Genomic DNA, 19,329 nt, shown 5'->3' on the forward strand with positions numbered 1-19,329 from the left:
GCCTCCATAAAATGCATTTTTCATGAAAAACAGCCCATGCACGGCAGCCTGCGTGCAGGTGCAGCATTACGTTACAATCATGCCTTGCACGACATACGGCAGGCCGTAACATGACGCAGAAACGCATTCTTCTAGGCATTACCGGCGGTATTGCCGCCTACAAGTCGGCCGAACTGACCCGGCTGCTGGTAAAGGCAGGCCACCATGTAGAAGTGGTAATGAGCGAGTCCGCTACCCGCTTTGTCACCCCCGCTACTTTCCAGGCGCTGTCTGGCCATGCTGTTTACACCGATATCTGGGACCCACGCCCGGCCAACGCCATGGCGCATATCGAGATGTCACGCCGCGCCGACGTTTTCCTGATCGTACCGGCCACCGCCGACTGCATTTTCAAGCTGGCGCACGGCGCCTGCGACGACCTGATCAGCACCATGGCTGCCGCCCGTACCTGCCCGCTGGTAGTAGTGCCTGCCATGAACCGCCAGATGTGGGAGAACCCGCCCAACCTGCGCAATATCGCGCAGCTGCAGGCAGACGGCGTACAGGTGTGGGGCCCGGCGCACGGCGTACAGGCCTGTGGCGAAACCGGCCCTGGACGCATGCTGGAGCCGGAAGAAGTGTTCGATCTGCTGGGCGGCGTATTCAGCACCAAACCGCTGGCAGGCAAGAAGGTATTGCTGACCGCCGGCCCCACTTACGAGCCGATCGACACCGTACGCGGCATTACCAATATCAGCTCCGGCAAGATGGGTTACGCCTTGGCGCGTGCCTGCCGCGACGCCGGCGCCGAGGTGACCCTGGTCAGCGGCCCTACTGCCCTGACCCCGCCCACGCTGGTGCATACCATTGCGGTACAGAGCGCACAGGACATGTACCAGGCGGTACTGGCTGAGGTTGGCCGCAGCGATGTGTTCATCAGCGTGGCCGCCGTAGCGGACTACCGCGTGAAAAACCGCTCGGAGCACAAGATCAAGAAAGGCGACAGCCTGCCGGTGATCGAGCTGGAAGAAAACCCCGATATCCTGGCCACCGTGGCTGGCTTGCCCGCCGCCCCGTTCTGCGTGGGTTTTGCCGCAGAAAGCCAGAACCTGCTGCAGTTTGCCGACCAGAAACGTCGTCGCAAAAAAGTCCCTTTACTGGTGGCCAACCTGGCCCAGCACGCCATGGGCGCTGACACCAATAGCGTGACGCTACTGGATGACCAGGGCCAGCACCCGCTGCCCGATATGCCCAAGGCCGATGTGGCCCGTGCCATCGTTCAACATCTGGCCCAAAGCCTTAACCTGAAAACTGACATCGCATGAAACCTGTAATCGACGTACAACTCCTGGACCCACGCCTGAAAGACAACCTGCCAGCCTACGCTACCAGCGGCTCTGCCGGCCTGGACCTGCGTGCCGCAACAGAGGCCGACATGGTGATCCAGCCTGGCGAAACCGTGCTGGTACCTACCGGCATGGCCATCCACCTGGCCGACCCGGGCCTGGCGGCCATGATCCTGCCGCGCTCAGGCCTGGGCCACAAACACGGTATTGTGCTGGGCAACCTCACCGGCCTGATCGACTCCGACTACCAGGGCCAGTTGTTCGTCTCGGTGTGGAATCGCAGCAACATGCCGTTTACATTGGCGCCTATGGAACGCATTGCACAGATGATTATCGTGCCTGTGGTACAAGTAGGGTTTAATATTGTAGAGAGTTTTATCGATACGGAACGCGGCAGCGGTGGCTTTGGTAGTACTGGCCGCCAGTAAAGACTATTGTCACGGATGAAAATGGATCAGCATTTCCCCCCCTCCAGCATCGCCACCTTGATGGAACAAATGGCGAAAATGACCTCGCAGCGTGAGCAGCGCGAGCTGGAGCGGGCATTGCTGGAGCTGGTAGGTGCCTTTCTGCAAAGCCAGAGCATTGCCCTGTACGGTGTACGGCACGCAGAGTCGCTGCCCGAGCTGAAGCTGCTGCAAGTCAGCGGGGAAGACGATAGCCTGATCTCCCCCGAAGGCTGCGGCTGGCTGCCTGCCGGTGACGATGCGCGCAAAGCCATTGCCATTGGCCGCGATAATCGCGCCCCGTGGGAGTATGGTGGCCATATCTGGCAGGTGATTTACCAGAAAAACAACATCATCGCGCTGCTGCAGATAGAGCACGGCCCACTTGAGCCGGACGATCTGGGCTTTCTGAGTGGCATGGTACGCATTCACGAAAACTATCTACGCCTGCTGTACGACGCGGAACGTGACATGCTTACCGGCCTGCTGAACCGCCGCTCCTTCGATGCCCGCCTGTACGAGCTGCTGGACAAGCCGGACTACCAGCACACGCTGGCGCTGGTGGATATCGACCACTTCAAGCTGGTGAACGACCGTTACGGCCACATCGTGGGCGACGAGGTACTGCTACTGGTGGCTCACCACATGGAGCAAGTACTGGGCGTGCACGCCCAGCTGTACCGTTATGGTGGCGAGGAGTTCGGCATTATCCTGCGCGACGAGCCACAACTGGCCATGACCCGGCTGGAAGCACTGCGCGAAAACATCGCCAGCTTCAACTTCCCGCAAGTAGGCCAGGTGCATATCAGCATGGGCTACGTGCTGATAGGCGGGCAAATGCTGCCGGCCAACGTGGTAGAGCAAGCCGACCGCGCGCTGTACTACGCCAAGGAAAACGGCCGCAACCAGACTTGTGCCTACACCCAGCTGCTACAGCGCGGCGAGATCACCGAACAGCCCCAGCACGAAGGCGATATCGAGCTGTTCTGACCCTGTTGCGGCCAACCTTGGCCAGTAAAAAGCCCCTGCCAACCGGCAGGGGCTTTTGCTTGATGCACAGCCGGCATCAGGCAGCGCTGGTACGCGTCTTCTCGGCGCGGCCGCGCAGCCATTCCAGCGTCAGCAGCAAGGCGATGGAGAACAGGATCAGCACCGTGGCCGCAGCGGCAATCGCCGGGCTGATGTTTTCCTTGATGCCGCCAAACATCTGGCGCGGCAGCGTGGTTTGCTCGGGGCCGGCCAGGAACAGCGTCACCACCACCTCGTCGAACGAGGTAGCAAAGGCAAACAGCGCACCCGAGATCACACCTGGCGCAATCAGCGGCAGCACGATGCGGCGGTAGGTGGTGATCGGGTTAGCCCCCAGGCTGGCGCTGGCGCGGATCAGGTTGGCATTGAAGCCGCGCAGCGTGGCCGACACGGTAATCACCACAAACGGCACGCCCAGCGCGGTATGCACCAGAATCAGCGCAAAGTAGCTATTGGACAGGCCCAGCGGAGCAAAGAACAGATAAGCCCCCACGCCGACGATCACCACCGGCACCACCATGGGCGAGATCAACACACTCATCAGCACCGATTTGCCGGGGAAGTCCGACGAGGTCAGGCCCACAGCCGCCAGTGTGCCCAGCGTGGTGGCCAGCAAGGTGGCAGCCGGCGCCACGATAAAGCTGTTCTTCAGCGAGGTCAGCCACACGCCGTTGCCGAAGAATTCCTCGTACCAGCGCAGCGAGAACGACTCGATCGGGTACAGCAGAAAGGTATCGGCCGAAAACGACAGTGGCACGATCACCAGTAACGGCGACACCAGGAAGATCAGGATCAGCACGCAAAAAATGCGGAAACTCCAGAACCAGATGCGCTCGATAGGCGAAGCATAAGTTGGCAGCATGGCTTACCCCAGACTCAGTTTATTGGCACCCACCAGCTTGCTGTACACCGCGTACAGCGTCATGGTGGCGATCAGCAACAGGCTACCCAGCGCAGCGGCCATACCCCAGTTGATGGTGACGTTGGTGTAAAACGCCACGTAGTAGCTCACCATCTGTTCTTCCGGGCTACCCAGCAGCGCCGGGGTAATGTAGTAGCCGATGCACATGATGAACACCAGCAGCGCCCCGGCAGCCACGCCGGCCACGGTTTGCGGGAAATAGATCTTCCAGAAAGCGGCAAACGGGTGGTCACCCAGCGAAATGGCAGCACGCATATAGGTTTGCGGGATGCTCTTCATCACGCTGTAGGCCGGCAGGATAACGAACGGCAGCAGGATGTGCACCATGGCGATGTACACGCCCACACGGTTGAACGCCAGCTGCAGCGGCTCGCCGATAATGCCCAGGTTCATCAGCGCGCTATTGATCAGGCCTTCGCGCTGCAGCAGCACAATCCACGACGCCACACGCACCAGCACCGAGGTCCAGAACGGCAGCAGCACCAGAATCATCAGCAGGTTGCTCTTGCGCGCCGGCAGGTTGGCCAGCCAGTACGCCAGCGGGTAACCCAGCAGCAGGCAGAACACCGTCACCCAGAAGCTGATCCACAGCGTGCGGCCAAAAATACTGATGAAGGCGCGCTCTTCTTCCGGTGCCAGCTCAGGCGTACCGGCCTTGGTTTCGCGCAGGTCCAGCGAGCTGTACAGGTAGTACGGCGTCCAGCTCTTGGCGTTCTTGGCAATCACGTGCCAGTGGTCGGGGTCGCCCCAGCGCTCGTCCATCTGGATAAAACGGTCGCGCATGCTTTCGCCTGCGGCCAACTCCAGCGGCATCTTGCGCGCGGTTTTCTGGATCAGCGAACGGAAACCGCTGATGTCCATGTTCAGGCGCTTGGCTACATCGGGTACGGTCTTGGCTTCCTTGGCGGCAGTCAGGTCGCGCGCCATGGCCTGGAAGACTTCTTCGGATGGCAGGGCGCGGCGGTCCCAGCTGGCAATCAGCTTGCTGGTAGCCGGCAGGTGGGTCACAACCTCAGGGTTATCGACGCTGCGGCCCAGCAACATGAAAATGGGCACCAGAAAGGTCAGCAGCAAGAAAATGGCCAGCGGGGCAACCAGCGCCACCGCTTTGAGCTGCTTGTTGCGGCGCTCGCGTGCCAGCTTGACGGTAAGCAACTCGCCATCGGCAGCAGTGAGCGGGGCATTCACGGTAAGGGTTTGGGACATGGTGGGCATCACTTCCAGCAAAGTCCCGCCAGGCCGGGTAGCGAGGCGGGACGGTTCAGGCAGGGTGGCTACTTAGCGGGCAGCCCAGGCATTGAAGCGCTCTTCCAGCTCTTCACCATGCTCAACCCAGAAGTTGACATCCAGGGCCAGCGCGTTTTTCAGGTTGGCAGGCCAGGTAGGCAGGTTGGTCGCAGACTTCGGATCTACCTTCTGCACGGCTTTCAGGTTGGTCGGGCCGTAAGCGATCTTGTTGGAGTACACGGCCTGGTTTTCCGGCAGGCTGGCGTGTTTGATGAAGTCCATCGCCTCTTTCAGCTTTGGCGAGCCTTTAGGCACCGCCCAGGAATCCACGTCGTATACGCTGCCAGTCCACACCACTTTCAGGTTCTTGCCTTCTTTCTGCGCGGTATCGATACGGCCGTTGTAGGCCGAGCTCATCACCACGTCACCCGAGGCCAGGAATTGCGGTGGCTGCGCACCGGCTTCCCACCACTGGATGTTCGGCTTCAGCTGGTCCAGCTTCTTGAAGGCACGATCCACACCGGCCTTGGTGGCCAGCAGCTTGTACACGTCGGCCGGCTTCACGCCGTCAGCTTGCAGTGCGAACTCCAGCGTGTACTTGGCGCCCTTGCGCAGGCCGCGTTTGCCCGGGAATTTCTTCACGTCCCAGAAATCAGCCCAGTTCTGCGGGGCGGTTTTCAGCTTGTCGGCGTTGTAGGCCATGGCGGTGGACCACACGAAGATGCCCACACCACACTCGGATACGGCTGGCTTCACAAAGTCGGTTTTCTTGCCCACTTTGGCCCAGTCGATCTTTTCAAACAGGCCCTCTTCGCAGCCGCGCAGCAGCTCTGGCGACTCAACCTCTACCACGTCCCAGCTCACCTTCTTGGCGTCGACCATGGCCTTGATCTTGGCCATTTCGCCGTTGTAGTCACCCGCGGTGATCTTGTTGCCGGTCGCTTTTTCAAAGGTCTGGTAGTAGGCCACGGTCTGGGCGTCCTTATTGGCACCACCGAAAGAAATCACGGTGATGTCTTTGGCCATAGCCGGGGCAGCCAGCGCAACAGCAACAGACAGGGCCAACAGGCGTGGGGTGTTTTTGTTCATAGTCATAACTCCTCTGGGGATATCGCTTTGCAGGACGTTGAAAGCGCCCGTGTGGTCGGGCTTTTTATTTAGTGTGTGTAAACCGAGGCATCCAGCGCGCGAATGTCGCGTGCCATCCAGCCAATATCCAGCTTGTCGCCTACCTTCCAGCTGCTATCGAGCTCGCCGGCAGGCACTTTCACCATGAAGCCGCTCTGCCCTGCTACATCCAGGCGCAGGCGTACGTGGTCGCCGAAATAGATGAACTCGGCCAGGCGGGCCTGCAGGCGGTTTTCGCAGGCTTCGGCGTGGCGGTTCAGGCGCACGCGCTCCGGGCGAATCGACATGGAGGTGGCTTCGCCAGGCTGGCCGACGCAGACAGCGGCAGCCTGGACGGTATCGCCGTTACCCAAGCGTACGGTGCAGTGCTGGTCTTGCACCGCCAGCACTTCGCCGTGCAGGGTGTTGTTTTCGCCAATGAAGTTGGCCACAAACGAGTTCACCGGCTTTTCGTACAGCACGTTGGCCGCATCGATCTGCTGGATGATGCCGTCCTTGAACACCGCCACGCGGTCGGACATGGTCAGCGCCTCGCCCTGGTCGTGGGTAACGTACACCACGGTAATGCCCAGGTTTTCGTGGATATGCTTGATCTCCAGCTGCATGTGCTCACGCAGCTGCTTGTCCAGCGCGCCCAGCGGCTCGTCCATCAGCACCAGCTGCGGCTCGAATACCAGCGCACGCGCCAGTGCCACGCGCTGCTGCTGGCCACCGGACATCTGGCCGGGGTAACGGTTGGCCAGCGCGTCGAGCTTCACCATGCCCAGCGCTTTCTTCACGCGGTCGGCAATGTCGGATTTGCTCATCTTGCGAATGGTCAGCGGGTAGGCCAGGTTTTCCGCCACGGTCATGTGCGGGAACAGCGCGTAGTTCTGGAACACCATGCCGATGTTGCGCTTGTGCGGCGGCACGTGGTTCAGCAGCTTGTCGCCCAGACGGATCTCGCCGTGGGTGGGGGTTTCGAAACCGGCCAGCATCATCAGGCAGGTGGTTTTGCCGGAACCGGACGGCCCGAGCATGGTGAGGAATTCGCCTTTGCGAATATCCAGGTCCAGATTCTTGACGATCAGTGACGCGCCATCGTAGCTCTTCTGTACACCGCGAAAGCTGACAAGGGTGTCGGAGGCCGTGTGTTTCTCGCTCATCATGTCCTTCCTGATAGTTCCGCCTGGCGGAATGTTGTTTCAGTTTTTATCAGATTAACCAGCATCAAAACCGAAGTAAAGCGTGCTGGCTTGCGCCAGCCGGCCGGTTTGTCCCCCTGTCTCTGTGTACAGGTGTCCATTAATTTAATCGCCCCGTTTAATAAAACAAACTACCTGGACATGCTTTTTCGAAAAAGGAATAAGCATTGAAGCCAGGCAAAGACAGCAGGCACTTTTCCAGTGCATGCAATTGGGATTTATTGAGATGAATATGCGCGATTACCCGGTCACGCCGCATGGAAATGCACCAAATGGCACCGCCATTGCACCGTGATGTCAAACAGTTGTTTGTCGTATCGTCACAACAAAAAAAAGCCGACCTTACGGTCGGCTTGAAGGGAGTAATGCGAAAACGGCTTAGGCGAGCAGGTGGTTGTTCAGTTCGCGCATGCCGGCAGACAGCATGGCCAGGTCCAGCGTCTCAAAAGACTGCAGCTCGGCAAACATCTGCTGGCAGGCTTCCACCTCGGCCGCACGCTGCTGCAGCCACTGGCTGACAAAGCCGGCGTCTTGCGACACGGACAGCGCGCGCTGGGTCAGCGAGCGATGCTGGCGGTACAGGTCGTCACGCAGCGCGCTGCGTGCCAGCGATTGCCAGCGGTTGTCGCGCGGCAGCTGGGTGATGGCGGCACGCAGCCAGTCCAGCTGCAGATCGCGGCCCAGTTGCAGGTAGTTGGCCGCAATGTCTTCCAGCGCCAGCTCGCCCTCTTCGCCGATCTCGATCAGGTCCATCAGCGGCACAGCAAACTCCAGGCGCGCCAGTACACTGGCCAGCTCGGCCGGTACGTTTGGCTGCGTCAGGCGTTTTTCCAGACGCGCTACCTGCGGGTAGGTATCTGCGCTGATCAGCTGTGGCAGCTTGGCCAGCAGGGCTTGTACCTTGTCGGCAAACTGCGCGATGGTGGCCTCTACCGAGCCGGCGACACGGCGGTTACGCAGTACCCAGCGCACCACGCGCTCTACCAGGGTACGCACCATCACCATCATTTCTACTTGCAGGTCGGCCGACACCAAGTTGTCCAGGCTTTCGATGCGGGTCCACAGGCTTTCGGCATCAAATACGCGGCTGGCAATCCAGAATGCGCGGGTGATGTCGGCAGCCGAGAACGACGACTCTTCCTGCATGCGGAACACGAAGGTGGTGCCCATGCGGTTGATGATCAGGTTGGCCAGCTGGTTGGCGATGATCTCGCGCTTCAGGTGGTGCTTCTGCATGGCATCGCCAAAACGCTGCTGCAGCGGTTTCGGGAAGTAGTTCACCAGCACCGGCAGGAAGTCTGCGTCATCCGGCACGTCGGTCTTCAGGATGGCCTGGTCCAGCGAGATCTTGCTGTACGCCAGCAGTACGGCCACTTCTGGCGGCGTCAGGCCCTGGCGTGCCAGTCGACGCTCGTTGATCTGCGTGTCGGACGGCAGGTACTCGATCTCGCGGTTCAGTTCGCCGGTTTTTTCCATGTGCGTGATCATGCGCGAGTGGGTGCTCAGCATGGACGCGGCATGGCTGCGGTTTACTGCCAGAATCTGGGTCTGCAGGTAGTTGTTGCGCAGTACCAGGTGGCCCACTTCTTCGGTCATCTCGGCCAGCAGGTCATTACGCTGTTTCAGCGTCATGTCGCCGGCTTGCATTACCGCGCCCACCAGGATCTTGATGTTCACTTCGTGGTCGGAGCAATCCACACCGGCGGAGTTGTCGATAGCGTCGGTGCAGATGCGGCCGCCAGCCAGCGCAAACTCTACGCGGCCCAGCTGGGTGCACGTCAGGTTACCGCCTTCGGCTACCACTTTGACCTGCAGCTGGTTACCGTTGACACGTACCGGGTCGCACGCGCGGTCGCGGGCGTCGGCGTGGCTCTGGGTAGACGCCTTCACATAGGTACCGATACCGCCGTTGTACAGCAGGTCGGCTTTGGCCTTGAGCAGCTCGTGGATCAGCTCGTTCGGTGCCATGCTGTCCTTGTCGGTTTCCAGCCAGGCTTTAACTTCCGGCGACAGCGGGATGGACTTGGCGGAACGCTCGAAAATGCCGCCACCTTGCGAGATCAGCTCGCGGTTGTAGTCCGCCCAGCTGGAGCGCGGCAGGTTGAACAGGCGGGCGCGCTCGGCAAAGCTGGCCGCAGCGTTTGGCGTCGGGTCCAGGAAGATGTGCAGGTGGTTGAACGCAGCTTTCAGGCAGATGTGTTCGGACAGCAGCATGCCGTTACCGAATACGTCACCAGCCATGTCACCGATACCGATCACGCTGAAATCCTGCTCCTGGGTGTTGATGCCCAGGTGGCGGAAGTGGCGCTTCACCGACTCCCACGCGCCGCGGGCGGTAATGCCCATGCCTTTGTGGTCGTAACCGGCAGAACCACCGGATGCAAACGCGTCGCCCAGCCAGAAGCCGTAGGCTTCGGAGATGCTGTTGGCGATGTCGGAGAAGGTTGCGGTGCCCTTGTCGGCAGCCACCACCAGGTACGGGTCATCCGGGTCCAGGCGACGCACGTCGGCCGGCGGCACGATCTGACCGTTCACCAGGTTGTCGGTCACGTCCAGCAGTGCGGAAATGAAAGTCTTGTAGCTGGCGATACCTTCGGCCATGAAGGCTTCACGGTCGCTTGGTGCCGGCAGTTGCTTGCCGACGAAACCGCCCTTGGAACCCATCGGTACGATCACCGAGTTCTTCACCATCTGGGCTTTTACCAGGCCCAGTACTTCGGTGCGGAAGTCTTCCATGCGGTCGGACCAGCGCAGGCCGCCACGGGCCACTTTGGAGCCGCGCAGGTGCACGCCTTCCACACGCGGGCTGTATACCCAGATCTCGAACATCGGGCGCGGCTGCGGCAGGAAGGAAATCAGGTTGGATTCCAGCTTGAACGACGCGTAAGACTTGAATTCGCCGGTTTTGTCTTTCTGCCAGAAGTTGGTACGGCGGGTCGCCAGGATCACCTGCAGGAAGCCGTTCAGGATGCGGTCTTCGTCCAGGTTGGCCACGCCGTCCAGCAGGTCTTTCAGCTCTTCCTGCAAGGCGGCAGCACGCGCGTCGTCAAACGCGGCAGGGTGCAGGCGGGCAGCAAACAGCTGTACCAGGCGACGGGTGATTTCCGGGTAGTGCGCTACGCAGTTTTCGATATAGGTCTGGCTGAAGGTCAGGCCGCCCTGGCGCAGGTACTTGGCCAGTGCACGCACCAGCGTGATTTCACGCCAGTCCAGGCCAGCCACCACGGCCAGACGGTTGAAGCCATCGTTTTCGCAGTCTTTGGCAAACACGCGCGACAGCAGTGCCTGGAAGTTTTTCTGTACAGCTTCATCCTGCATGGATTCCGCAGCGCCACCCAGCTCCAGGCCGAAGTCGCTTACCCATACGGTGCCGTCGTTCAGCTCGATGCGGTACGGGTGCTCGTCGCGCACCTGTACGCCCATGTTTTCCAGGATAGGCAGGCTGGCAGACAGGCCTAGCGGCTCGCCACCACGGAACAGCTTCAGGTTGAAGCCCTGGCCACGGTGGAAGGCACGATACAGCTTCATGGTCAGGCCGTGGCTGGCAGCGGCCTCTTCGATCAGCTGGATATCCAGCACGGCGTTGCGCGCGGCAAACTCTTCACGGTAAGCCACCGGGAAGGCACCACGGTAACGGTTGAACAGCAAGTTGCCCTTCTCTTCACCGTGCGCTTCGATCAGCAGGTGGTGCAGCTCTTCCTGCCAGCCGCGTACCACGCGGGCGATGTCGGTTTCCAGTTCCTGGGTACGGAACTGCGGCAGATGGCCGCCCTGGGTGCGGATAATGTAATGCACACGCGCCAGGGTGCTATCGCTGATCTGCACGCTGAATTCGGCCGACGCGCCATTAAAGGCATTCATCAGCACGCGCTCGATTTTCAGGCGGATTTCGGTATTGAAGCTGTCACGAGGCACAAACACCAGGCAGCTTACATAACGATGGTAGCGGTCGGTACGTGTGTACAGGCGCACACGCGGGCGCTCCTGCAGGTTCACGATACCTTCCACGATAGGGGTCAGGGTTTCTGCCGGGATTTCGAACAGCTCGTCACGCGGGTAGCTTTCCAGCACAAAACCCAGGGTCTTGGCTTTGTAGCTGTTGTCTACGTAATCGCAAGCGGATACCACGTGGGCTACTTTTTCACGCAGCAGCGGGATGTCTTTCGGCGACTGCTGGTAAGCGCTGGCGGTATACAAGCCCAGGAAGCGGCGTTCGCCAACAACTTCGCCCTTGCTGTTGAAGCGCTTGATGCCGACAAAGTCCATGTAGGCGGAGCGATGCAGCACCGAGCGGGACTGCGATTTGTTCAGGATCAGCAACTGCGGCTGGTGCGCCAGTTCGCGCAGGTCTTGCGGCAGCGCCTCGAAGCTCTCGGAATACTCTTTATTACCCTGGTCTTTCAGGAAGCCCAGGCCGGAGTTCTTCACGATCTTCAGGCTGTCTTTGCCGTCACGCTTCACCAGGTCGTAATCGCAGTAACCCATGAAGATGAAATGGTTGGCCGCCATCCAGTCCAGGAAGGCTACCGCTTCGGCGGCTTCGCGCTCGCGCTCGCCCTTGATGGCGGCCAGGTCGGCGCGCAGGGCGGCAACCACTTCGCGCATCTGCGGCTCGTCGTCTACCACGCGGCGCAGGTAGGACAGCACGTCGTTCAGGTCGGCTTGCAGTGCCTTGAGCACGGCCGGGTCGCTGACGCGATCCACCTGCACGTGAATAAAGGATTCCAGCGGCAGGCTGCGGTCTTCGGTGCGTTTGAATTCGGCAATCACGCCGTCTGCATTGCGGCCAACCGACAGTACCGGGTGTACCAGCAGGTGCAGGTTCAGGTTGTGGCGTGCCAGCAGCATGGCGACCGAGTCGATCAGGAACGGCATGTCATCGTTCGCGATCTCGATCACGGTGTGGGTGCTCTGCCAGCCGTCACGCTCGAAATCGGGGTTGTAAATACGGGCCTTGGCCTGGCCTGGCGCGCGCTTCTTGGCGAATTCGAAATGCGCCATGGCTGCGCCGAACAGATCCAGCGGCGAGAAGCTTTTCAGGTCTTCGTGTTCGGTTTCTTCAAAGTAAAGCGGCACAAAGGACCCCAGACTTGCGGCGTCCTGGCTGGACAGCTTCTGCTCTGCTACCGCCTGGATATCAGCAATCAGGCTCAGAAATTCAGTCTTGTTGGTAAGCGACATGTTGCTTCTCGTATTTGTTTTGGGAACACAGGTGTTGTGTGAGCGCATTGTAAGAGCGCCCACACCCTAGGGATTTCCTTATTGCGACATGCTCGTACACATTCAATAACCGCACTGCACAATGACAAGTACTTGCGCAGCGGGAAATTGACAAATCGTGCACTTTTTGCCTTATAGCAATGCGACGGCAAATTACAAAATGAATATGCGTAAAAAACAGGCTTTTTTGCAAAAATTCACGACAAGCCACTGTATCTAAAGACATTTCCCTCCTGAACAAAAAGACAGTAGAATTCGCCCCCCGCACGCAAGCCCAAGCAACCGTGCAGCCAGCGCATTGTGCCTGCTGCCGCTTGCGTGCAAAGATTTCGCCGTCCCCCACAGAGGGGGTGCGAAAACAACAATATTGCAAACAAGGCAAGGCCTGCACCAGGCCCGTACCGCCGCCTTCGCCAGGTAGCGGTACCCCTGCCCCGGCGTGCCGGGGTTCACCATCTTCAAAGAGAGTTATAGCAGCATGAAAAAAGCGCTCATCCTGGCCGCACTGGCCCTGTCCGCTGCCGGCATGTCGGCACAAGCTGAAACCATCCGCTTCGGTATCGACGGCAACTACCCGCCGTTTGCCAAACAAGGCGCCGACGGCAAACTGCAAGGCTTTGACGTGGATATCGCCAATGCCCTGTGTACCGCGATGAAAGTGACTTGCCAGATCGTGCCGCAAGACTGGGACGGCCTGATCCCTGCGCTGAACGCCAACAAGTTCGACGCCATCCTGTCGTCCATGTCCATCACCGAAGAGCGCCTGAAAGCGGTGGACTTCAGCAACAAGTACTACCACACCCCTAGCCGCATGATCGCCAAAGAAGGCACCAAGGTTGATCAGAACAGCTTCAAGGGCAAGAAAATCGGCGTTCTGCGCGCCTCCATCCAGGAAAAATTCGCCAAGGACTACTGGGCCAAGAGCGGCGCCAGCCTGGTGGCTTACGGCAAAGTACCGGAAGCTTTCCTGGACCTGAAATCCGGCCGTATTGACGGCGTATTCGTGGATTCCGTCGTCGGCGACACCGACTTCCTGAAATCGTCGCAAGGTAAGGGTTTTGCCTTTGTCGGCCCTGACTACAACGACGCCAAATACTTCGGCCGCGGTGCCGGTATTGCCGTGAAGAAAGGCAATAGCGCCCTCACCGAGCGCCTGAACAAAGCCATCGAGCAAATCCGCAAGGATGGCAGCTACAAGAAAGTACAGGATAAGTACTTCAACTTTAACGTATACGGCAACTAAACCTGCCAGTCCCGCCCTGCCTTCGTCCGGAGGCAGGGTTTTTCATACCTAAAAACACAAAAACCACCGTGCCGGAGAGAAACATGAAGAAGCCCTTGCTTGTGCTGGGTGCGCTTGCACTCGCCCTGACCACTGCCGCCCACGCAGACACCCTGCGTTTTGCCACCGACGCCAGCTACCCGCCGTTCTCCAAACAGGGGGCCGACGGCAAGATGACCGGCTTTGACCCGGACATTGCCCAGGCGCTGTGCACGGCCATGAAAGCGCAGTGCGAAGTGCTGCCGCAAGACTTCGACGGGATTATCCCGGCTTTGAACGCCAAGAAGTTCGACGCCGTGATCGCCTCGATGAACATCACCGAAGAGCGCAAGAAAGCGGTGGATTTCTCCGACAAGTACTACAACATGGCCAGCCGCCTGGTGGCGCGCGAAGGCAGCCAGGTGAATGATGCCTGGTTCAAGGGCAAGAAGATCGGCGTGCTGCGCTCGTCCATCCAGGAAAAATACGCCCGCGAACACTTCGTGAAGCTGGGCGCCAAGCTGGTGAGCTACGGCAAGGCGCCGGAATCTTTCCTGGACCTGAAAGCCGCCCGTGTGGACGCGGCCTTCGTGGACGCTGCCGTGGGTGACGTGGACTTTGTCAAAACGGCCAACGGCAAGGGCTTTGCCCTGGTAGGCCCGGACTACAACGACCCGAAATACTTCGGTGTGGGCTCCGGCATTGCAGTGCGCAAGGGTGACAAGGCCCTGCTGGCGCGCATCAACCAGGCGCTGAAGCAGATCCGCGCCGACGGCAGCTACGACAAGATCCAGAAGAAATACTTCAGCTTCGATATTTACGGCAAGTAAGCAGCACATAACACCCGCCGTCTGGCAAAACGCGCGGCCAACCCCGGTTGGCTGCCTGCCACATCAAGCAGGAACGATGGAGTAAAACAATGTTTCTACAGGGTTACCTACCCAGTATTCTGGAAGGCACCATACTGACACTGCAGGTTGCCGTGGCATCGCTGCTGGTGTCCGTGGTGCTGGGGCTGATTGGCGCCATGTTCAAGATGGCGCCCTCCAAGCCGCTGGTCTGGCTGGCCGAGCTGTATTCCACCGTGGTGCGGGGCATACCCGACCTGGTGTGGATGCTGCTGCTGTTCTTTGGCGGCCAGATGCTGATCAACGATTTCTGTACCCGCATGGGCTGGCAGGCGCCGGAGATCAACTCTTTCTTTGCCGGCGTGCTCACCATCGGTTTCATCTTTGGTGCGTACATGACCGAAACCTTCCGTGGCGCCATCATGGCGGTACCGAAGGGGCAGATGGAAGCCGGCCTGGCTTACGGCATGAGCCCGCTGCGCGTGTTTCTGCGCATTACCTTCCCGCAGATGGTGCGCTTTGCCCTGCCAAGCTTTTCCAATAACTGGCTGGTACTGGTGAAATCTACCGCCCTGGTGTCGGTGATCGGCCTGAACGACGTGATGTACCGTGCCGATACCGCCAAATCCATCACCCAGGAACCGTTTACCGTGTACGCCGTAGTGGGCCTGATCTTCCTGGCCATTACCAGCGTGTCCGACTTTGCCCTCAAACGCCTGGAAAAACGCTACTCGCTGGGCGTACGGGAGACCGAACTATGATCGACTTCAACCTGATCGTGGAAAAACTCCCCGCTTTTCTGGGCGGGGCCGACGGCGCACCGATGATGTCTACCAGCGACGGCCTGCAGCTGACGCTGGAGCTGCTGTTCCTGTCGCTGGCTTGCGGGCTGCTGCTGGCGGTACCGCTGGCGCTGATGCGCGTCTCGAAAAATCGCGTGGCCTCCAGCCTGGTGTGGCTGTACACCTATGTGTTCCGTGGCACACCGCTGCTGGTTCAGCTGTTCATCATCTATTACGGCCTGTCGCAGTTTGACTGGGTACGCGATAGCTGGGCATGGGAATACCTGCGCGAAGCCTACGCCTGCGCCATCCTGGCCTTTACGCTGAACACCGCCGCCTACACCACCGAAATCATCGCCGGCCAGATCCGCAATACCCACTACGGCGAGATCGAAGCGGCCAAGGCCATGGGCATGAGCAAATGGCTGATGATGCGCCGTATCGTGATTCCGTCTGCGCTGCGCCGCGCCCTGCCGGCTTACAGCAACGAAGTGGTGATGATGATGCAGTCTACCTCGGTAGCCGGCCTGGTCACCCTGGCCGACCTGACCGGCGTGGCACGCCGCGTGTTCAGCGACACCTACATGCCGTTCGAGCCCTTCATTACCGTGGCCTGCTTCTACCTGGTACTGACCTTTGGCTTCGTGTGGCTGTTCAAGCTGGCCGAGCGCCGCTGGCTGGCCTACCTGGCCCCGCGCAAGCACTAAGGAGCCACCATGCAACGCATAGACCACCCCCTGCTATCCCCCAGCCTCACCACCGGGCGTAGCATCTGTAGCTTTCACTACGGCCAGCCAGGCCAGGGTGAAAAGGTCTACATCCAGGCCAGCCTGCACGCTGACGAGCTGCCCGGCATGCTTACCGCCTGGCACCTGAAGCAAAGGTTGGCCGCACTGGAAGCCGAGGGCCGCATTGCCGGCGAAATCGTGCTGGTGCCTGTGGCCAACCCCATCGGTCTGGACCAGAACCTGAACGGCGTGGCGCTGGGGCGCTTCGAGCTGGGTAGCGGCCAGAACTTCAACCGCCACTACCCCGCCTTTGCCCGTCAGCTGTTCGACAAGCTGCGCGATCAACTGGGCACGGACGCTGCGGCCAACACCCGCCTGGTACGCGAGCACCTGCGCAGCATGGTGGCGGCTATCGAGCCGGCCAGCGAGCTGGCCTCGCAGCGCAAAACCCTGATGCTGCTGGCCTGCGACGCCGACGTGGTACTGGACTTGCACTGCGACATGGACGCCGCGCTGCACCTGTATACCGGCACCCCGCTGTGGCCGCAGTGCGAGCCGCTGGCGTGCTACCTGGGCGCCGCCGCCACGCTGCTGGCCGAAGACTCGGGCGACAACCCGTTCGACGAAGCCTGCAGCCAGCTATGGTGGCAGCTGCGCGACCTGGTACGCGATGCCGGCCTGGACGCCGCCATCGACATGGCCTGCCTGTCGGTTACCGTAGAGCTGCGTGGCCAGGCCGACGTGAGCCACGAGCTGGCCGCTAGCGATGCCGACCGGCTGCTGGCCTTCCTGAGCCACCGCGGCATCATCCGTGGTGAGGCACCGCCACTGCCCGCGCTGGTCTACCCGGCCACCCCGCTGGCCGGCTCGGAAAGCCTGCTCGCCCCGCACGCCGGCGTAGTGCACTACTACGTGCAGCCCGGCACCCTGGTAGAAAGCGGCCAGCACCTGGCCGATGTGATCGACCCGATAAACGACCGCGTTACCGCGCTGCGCGCCCACCGCGCCGGCATGCTGTACGCCACCGACAGCCGTCATTACGCTACTGCAGGCCAGTGGCTGGCCAAAGTTGCCAGCGCCGAGGCCTTCAAAACCGGAAAGTTGCTCTCAGCATGAACCAGACATCCAATATCAAACTGCAAGTGCAGGATCTGCACAAAAGCTACGGTAGCCACGAAGTCCTGAAAGGCGTCTCGCTGACCGCCCACGCTGGCGACGTGATCAGCATCATCGGCTCGTCCGGCTCTGGCAAAAGTACCTTCCTGCGCTGTATCAACATGCTGGAGCAGCCCAATAGCGGCAGCATTGCCGTCACCGGCGAGCAACTGGCGCTGACCACCGACAAGCGCAACGGCGCGCTGAAGGCAGCCGACCAGAAACAGCTGGCGCGCATCCGCACCAAGCTGGCCATGGTGTTCCAGCACTTCAACCTGTGGGCCCACATGACGGTGCTGGAAAACATCATCGAAGCGCCGGTGCACGTGCTGGGCGTACCCAAGGACGAAGCCATCGCCCGCGCCCGCAAGTATCTGGACAAGGTTGGCCTCAAAGGCGTGGAAGACAAATACCCGTCGCACATGTCCGGCGGCCAGCAGCAGCGTGTAGCCATTGCCCGCGCGCTGGCCATGGAGCCGGAAGTGATGCTGTTTGACGAGCCCACCTCGGCGCTGGACCCGGAGCTGGTCGGCGAAGTACTGCGCGTGATGCAGGACCTGGCAAAAGAAGGCCGCACCATGGTGGTGGTGACCCACGAAATGGGCTTTGCCCGCGAGGTGTCCAACCACGTGATCTTCCTGCACCAGGGCCGTATCGAAGAGCAAGGCAACCCGCGCGAAGTTTTGGCGCAGCCCAAGAGCGAGCGCCTGGCGCAGTTCCTGTCCGGCAGCCTGAAATAACGCGTCTGGCTTGATCTACCGGCGCCATGCAAGCTACAACGTTTGCATGGCGCCGTTTTTTACAGGCACGCCGGAAAACCACGCAGTTTTTATACGGCTGCATATTGCCTGCCACCTGCAAGCACGACACAATGCGCGCTTGATTCACCCCGCTGCTACAGCACCTGGAGCACCCGGCTACCGGATATGGTCAATATCGCCCCACATCACAAACCCGTTCGCTTCGGCTTCCTGCTACTGCCCAATGCCTCGATGGCAGACCTTGCCATCGCCACCGAAGTGCTCACCCGCGCCAACCAGCTGGCAGAACGCCGCGCCTACGAGTTCTTGCCACTCTCGCTGAGCGGTGAAATGGTCACCCTGAGCAATGGCATGCGCATGCCGGTAGACCTGCCGCTGGCGCACGCCCCCAAGCTGGACGTGCTGGTGGTACTGGCTGATGAAGTCGGCATTGACGTATCAGCCGACGAACTGGGCAAAGCCATCAGCAGTCAGCTGTCCGACCATACCCAGCTGGTCGGCATAGGCTGCGGCAGCTACTGGCTGGCGCGCGCCGGTCTGCTGGCAGGCCACCGCGCCACCATTCACTGGCAAGAGATCAGCCGCCTGACCGACGAGTTTCCCGATGTCATCGTGTCATCCAATCTTTTTGAACTGGATGGCAACCGGCTGACCAGCGCAGGCGGCGCGGCCACCTTCGATTTCATGATGGCGCTGGTGGCGGCCAACCTGGGGCAGGAGTTTGTCGCCACGCTGTCCGAGGTATTCAGCATGGAGCGCCTGCGCCCCGGCAGCGAGCGCCAGCGCATCCCGCTGGCCACCCGTATCGGCGGCAGCCAGCCCAAGCTGACCGAGGCAGTGAGCCTGATGGAAGCCAATATCGAAGAGCCGCTGACCACCGACGACATCGCCTATTACGTAGGGGTATCGCGTCGCCAACTGGAGCGGCTGTTCAAGCAGCACCTGGGAACCGTGCCTTCCAAATACTATCTGGAACTGCGCCTTAGCCGCGCCAGACAGCTATTACAGCAAACCAGCAAGTCCATTGTGCAGATCGGCCTGGCTTGCGGCTTCTCCAGCGGGCCGCACTTTTCCAGCACCTACCGCAGCCACTTCGGCATAACCCCGCGCGAAGAACGGGCCCAGCGCAGCACCCCGGCAGCCTAGCCCAGCCCGCCCCCGCCAGCCGGCGGGGGTTAGTCCGCTTAGCCCTATCTTTACGGTAACACCTCGCCCGAACCGGCGTGCCTGCACGGCACGCACGGCCCCCATACGCCCCATCACAGCAGCTGGTACAACAGCAGTTCAGAATTGCTGAATAAGATTTACAAAAA

The 19,329-nt window shown here is 60.4% G+C and carries 15 protein-coding genes; 10 read left to right on the plus strand and 5 right to left on the minus strand.

Annotated features, from left to right (window positions below):
• The first annotated feature begins 110 nt into the window (after positions 1-110).
• From coaBC to LCH97_RS06720, 3 genes are read left to right on the plus strand one after another with little or no spacing between them, the layout of a single operon-like run.
• On the plus strand, positions 111-1,304 hold the full coding sequence (gene coaBC / locus LCH97_RS06710) for a bifunctional phosphopantothenoylcysteine decarboxylase/phosphopantothenate--cysteine ligase CoaBC (RefSeq protein WP_227304264.1): 1,194 nt from the start codon (positions 111-113) through the stop codon (positions 1,302-1,304).
• Complete coding sequence (gene dut, locus LCH97_RS06715) at positions 1,301-1,753, plus strand: dUTP diphosphatase (RefSeq protein ID WP_227304267.1); 453 nt, start codon at positions 1,301-1,303, stop codon at positions 1,751-1,753. The genes coaBC and dut overlap by 4 nt, the downstream gene beginning before the upstream one ends.
• A gap of 21 nt (positions 1,754-1,774) precedes the next feature.
• A complete protein-coding gene (locus LCH97_RS06720; RefSeq protein WP_227304269.1) occupies positions 1,775-2,761 on the plus strand; it encodes a GGDEF domain-containing protein in 987 nt (328 codons plus the stop codon).
• Positions 2,762-2,837: 76 nt separating this feature from the next.
• Here the strand turns inward: LCH97_RS06720 and LCH97_RS06725 are convergent, their stop codons facing one another.
• The 5 genes from LCH97_RS06725 to LCH97_RS06745 all read right to left on the minus strand — a co-directional run bounded on the left by LCH97_RS06725 (position 2,838) and on the right by LCH97_RS06745 (position 12,442).
• Complete coding sequence (locus LCH97_RS06725) at positions 2,838-3,662, minus strand: ABC transporter permease (RefSeq protein ID WP_227304271.1); 825 nt, start codon at positions 3,660-3,662, stop codon at positions 2,838-2,840.
• A gap of 3 nt (positions 3,663-3,665) precedes the next feature.
• Positions 3,666-4,928: an ABC transporter permease gene (locus LCH97_RS06730; RefSeq protein WP_227304273.1), complete on the minus strand. Its 1,263-nt coding sequence runs from the start codon at positions 4,926-4,928 to the stop codon at positions 3,666-3,668.
• A gap of 72 nt (positions 4,929-5,000) precedes the next feature.
• On the minus strand, positions 5,001-6,038 hold the full coding sequence (locus LCH97_RS06735) for an ABC transporter substrate-binding protein (RefSeq protein ID WP_227304275.1): 1,038 nt from the start codon (positions 6,036-6,038) through the stop codon (positions 5,001-5,003).
• 68 nt (positions 6,039-6,106) lie between these two features.
• Positions 6,107-7,222, minus strand: coding sequence for an ABC transporter ATP-binding protein (locus tag LCH97_RS06740; RefSeq protein WP_227304278.1), 1,116 nt, complete (start codon positions 7,220-7,222; stop codon positions 6,107-6,109).
• Positions 7,223-7,639: 417 nt separating this feature from the next.
• Complete coding sequence (locus LCH97_RS06745; protein WP_227304280.1) at positions 7,640-12,442, minus strand: NAD-glutamate dehydrogenase; 4,803 nt, start codon at positions 12,440-12,442, stop codon at positions 7,640-7,642.
• A gap of 517 nt (positions 12,443-12,959) precedes the next feature.
• Here LCH97_RS06745 and LCH97_RS06750 point away from each other — a divergent pair.
• From LCH97_RS06750 to LCH97_RS06780, 7 genes are all read left to right on the plus strand, one after another.
• The gene (locus LCH97_RS06750) at positions 12,960-13,724 is read left to right on the plus strand and encodes an ABC transporter substrate-binding protein (RefSeq protein WP_227304282.1); all 765 of its coding nucleotides are present in this window, start codon (positions 12,960-12,962) and stop codon (positions 13,722-13,724) included.
• An 83-nt stretch (positions 13,725-13,807) separates the two neighbouring features.
• Positions 13,808-14,572, plus strand: a complete 765-nt coding sequence (locus tag LCH97_RS06755; protein ID WP_227304284.1) for an ABC transporter substrate-binding protein — start codon at positions 13,808-13,810, stop codon at positions 14,570-14,572.
• An 89-nt stretch (positions 14,573-14,661) separates the two neighbouring features.
• The gene (locus LCH97_RS06760) at positions 14,662-15,351 is read left to right on the plus strand and encodes an ABC transporter permease (RefSeq protein ID WP_227304286.1); all 690 of its coding nucleotides are present in this window, start codon (positions 14,662-14,664) and stop codon (positions 15,349-15,351) included.
• Complete coding sequence (locus tag LCH97_RS06765) at positions 15,348-16,079, plus strand: ABC transporter permease (RefSeq protein ID WP_017508572.1); 732 nt, start codon at positions 15,348-15,350, stop codon at positions 16,077-16,079. The genes LCH97_RS06760 and LCH97_RS06765 overlap by 4 nt, the downstream gene beginning before the upstream one ends.
• A 9-nt stretch (positions 16,080-16,088) precedes the next feature.
• On the plus strand, positions 16,089-17,216 hold the full coding sequence (locus tag LCH97_RS06770; RefSeq protein WP_227304288.1) for a succinylglutamate desuccinylase/aspartoacylase family protein: 1,128 nt from the start codon (positions 16,089-16,091) through the stop codon (positions 17,214-17,216).
• A complete protein-coding gene (locus LCH97_RS06775; protein ID WP_227304290.1) occupies positions 17,213-17,995 on the plus strand; it encodes an ABC transporter ATP-binding protein in 783 nt (260 codons plus the stop codon). The genes LCH97_RS06770 and LCH97_RS06775 overlap by 4 nt, the downstream gene beginning before the upstream one ends.
• A gap of 186 nt (positions 17,996-18,181) precedes the next feature.
• Positions 18,182-19,162 carry a GlxA family transcriptional regulator gene (locus LCH97_RS06780; protein WP_227304292.1) on the plus strand — a complete coding sequence of 327 codons (981 nt, stop codon included), beginning with the start codon at positions 18,182-18,184 and terminating at the stop codon, positions 19,160-19,162.
• The last annotated feature ends 167 nt before the right edge of the window (positions 19,163-19,329 follow it).

It is taken from the genome of Vogesella sp. XCS3 (assembly GCF_020616155.1).
Lineage (GTDB): Bacteria > Pseudomonadota > Gammaproteobacteria > Burkholderiales > Chromobacteriaceae > Vogesella.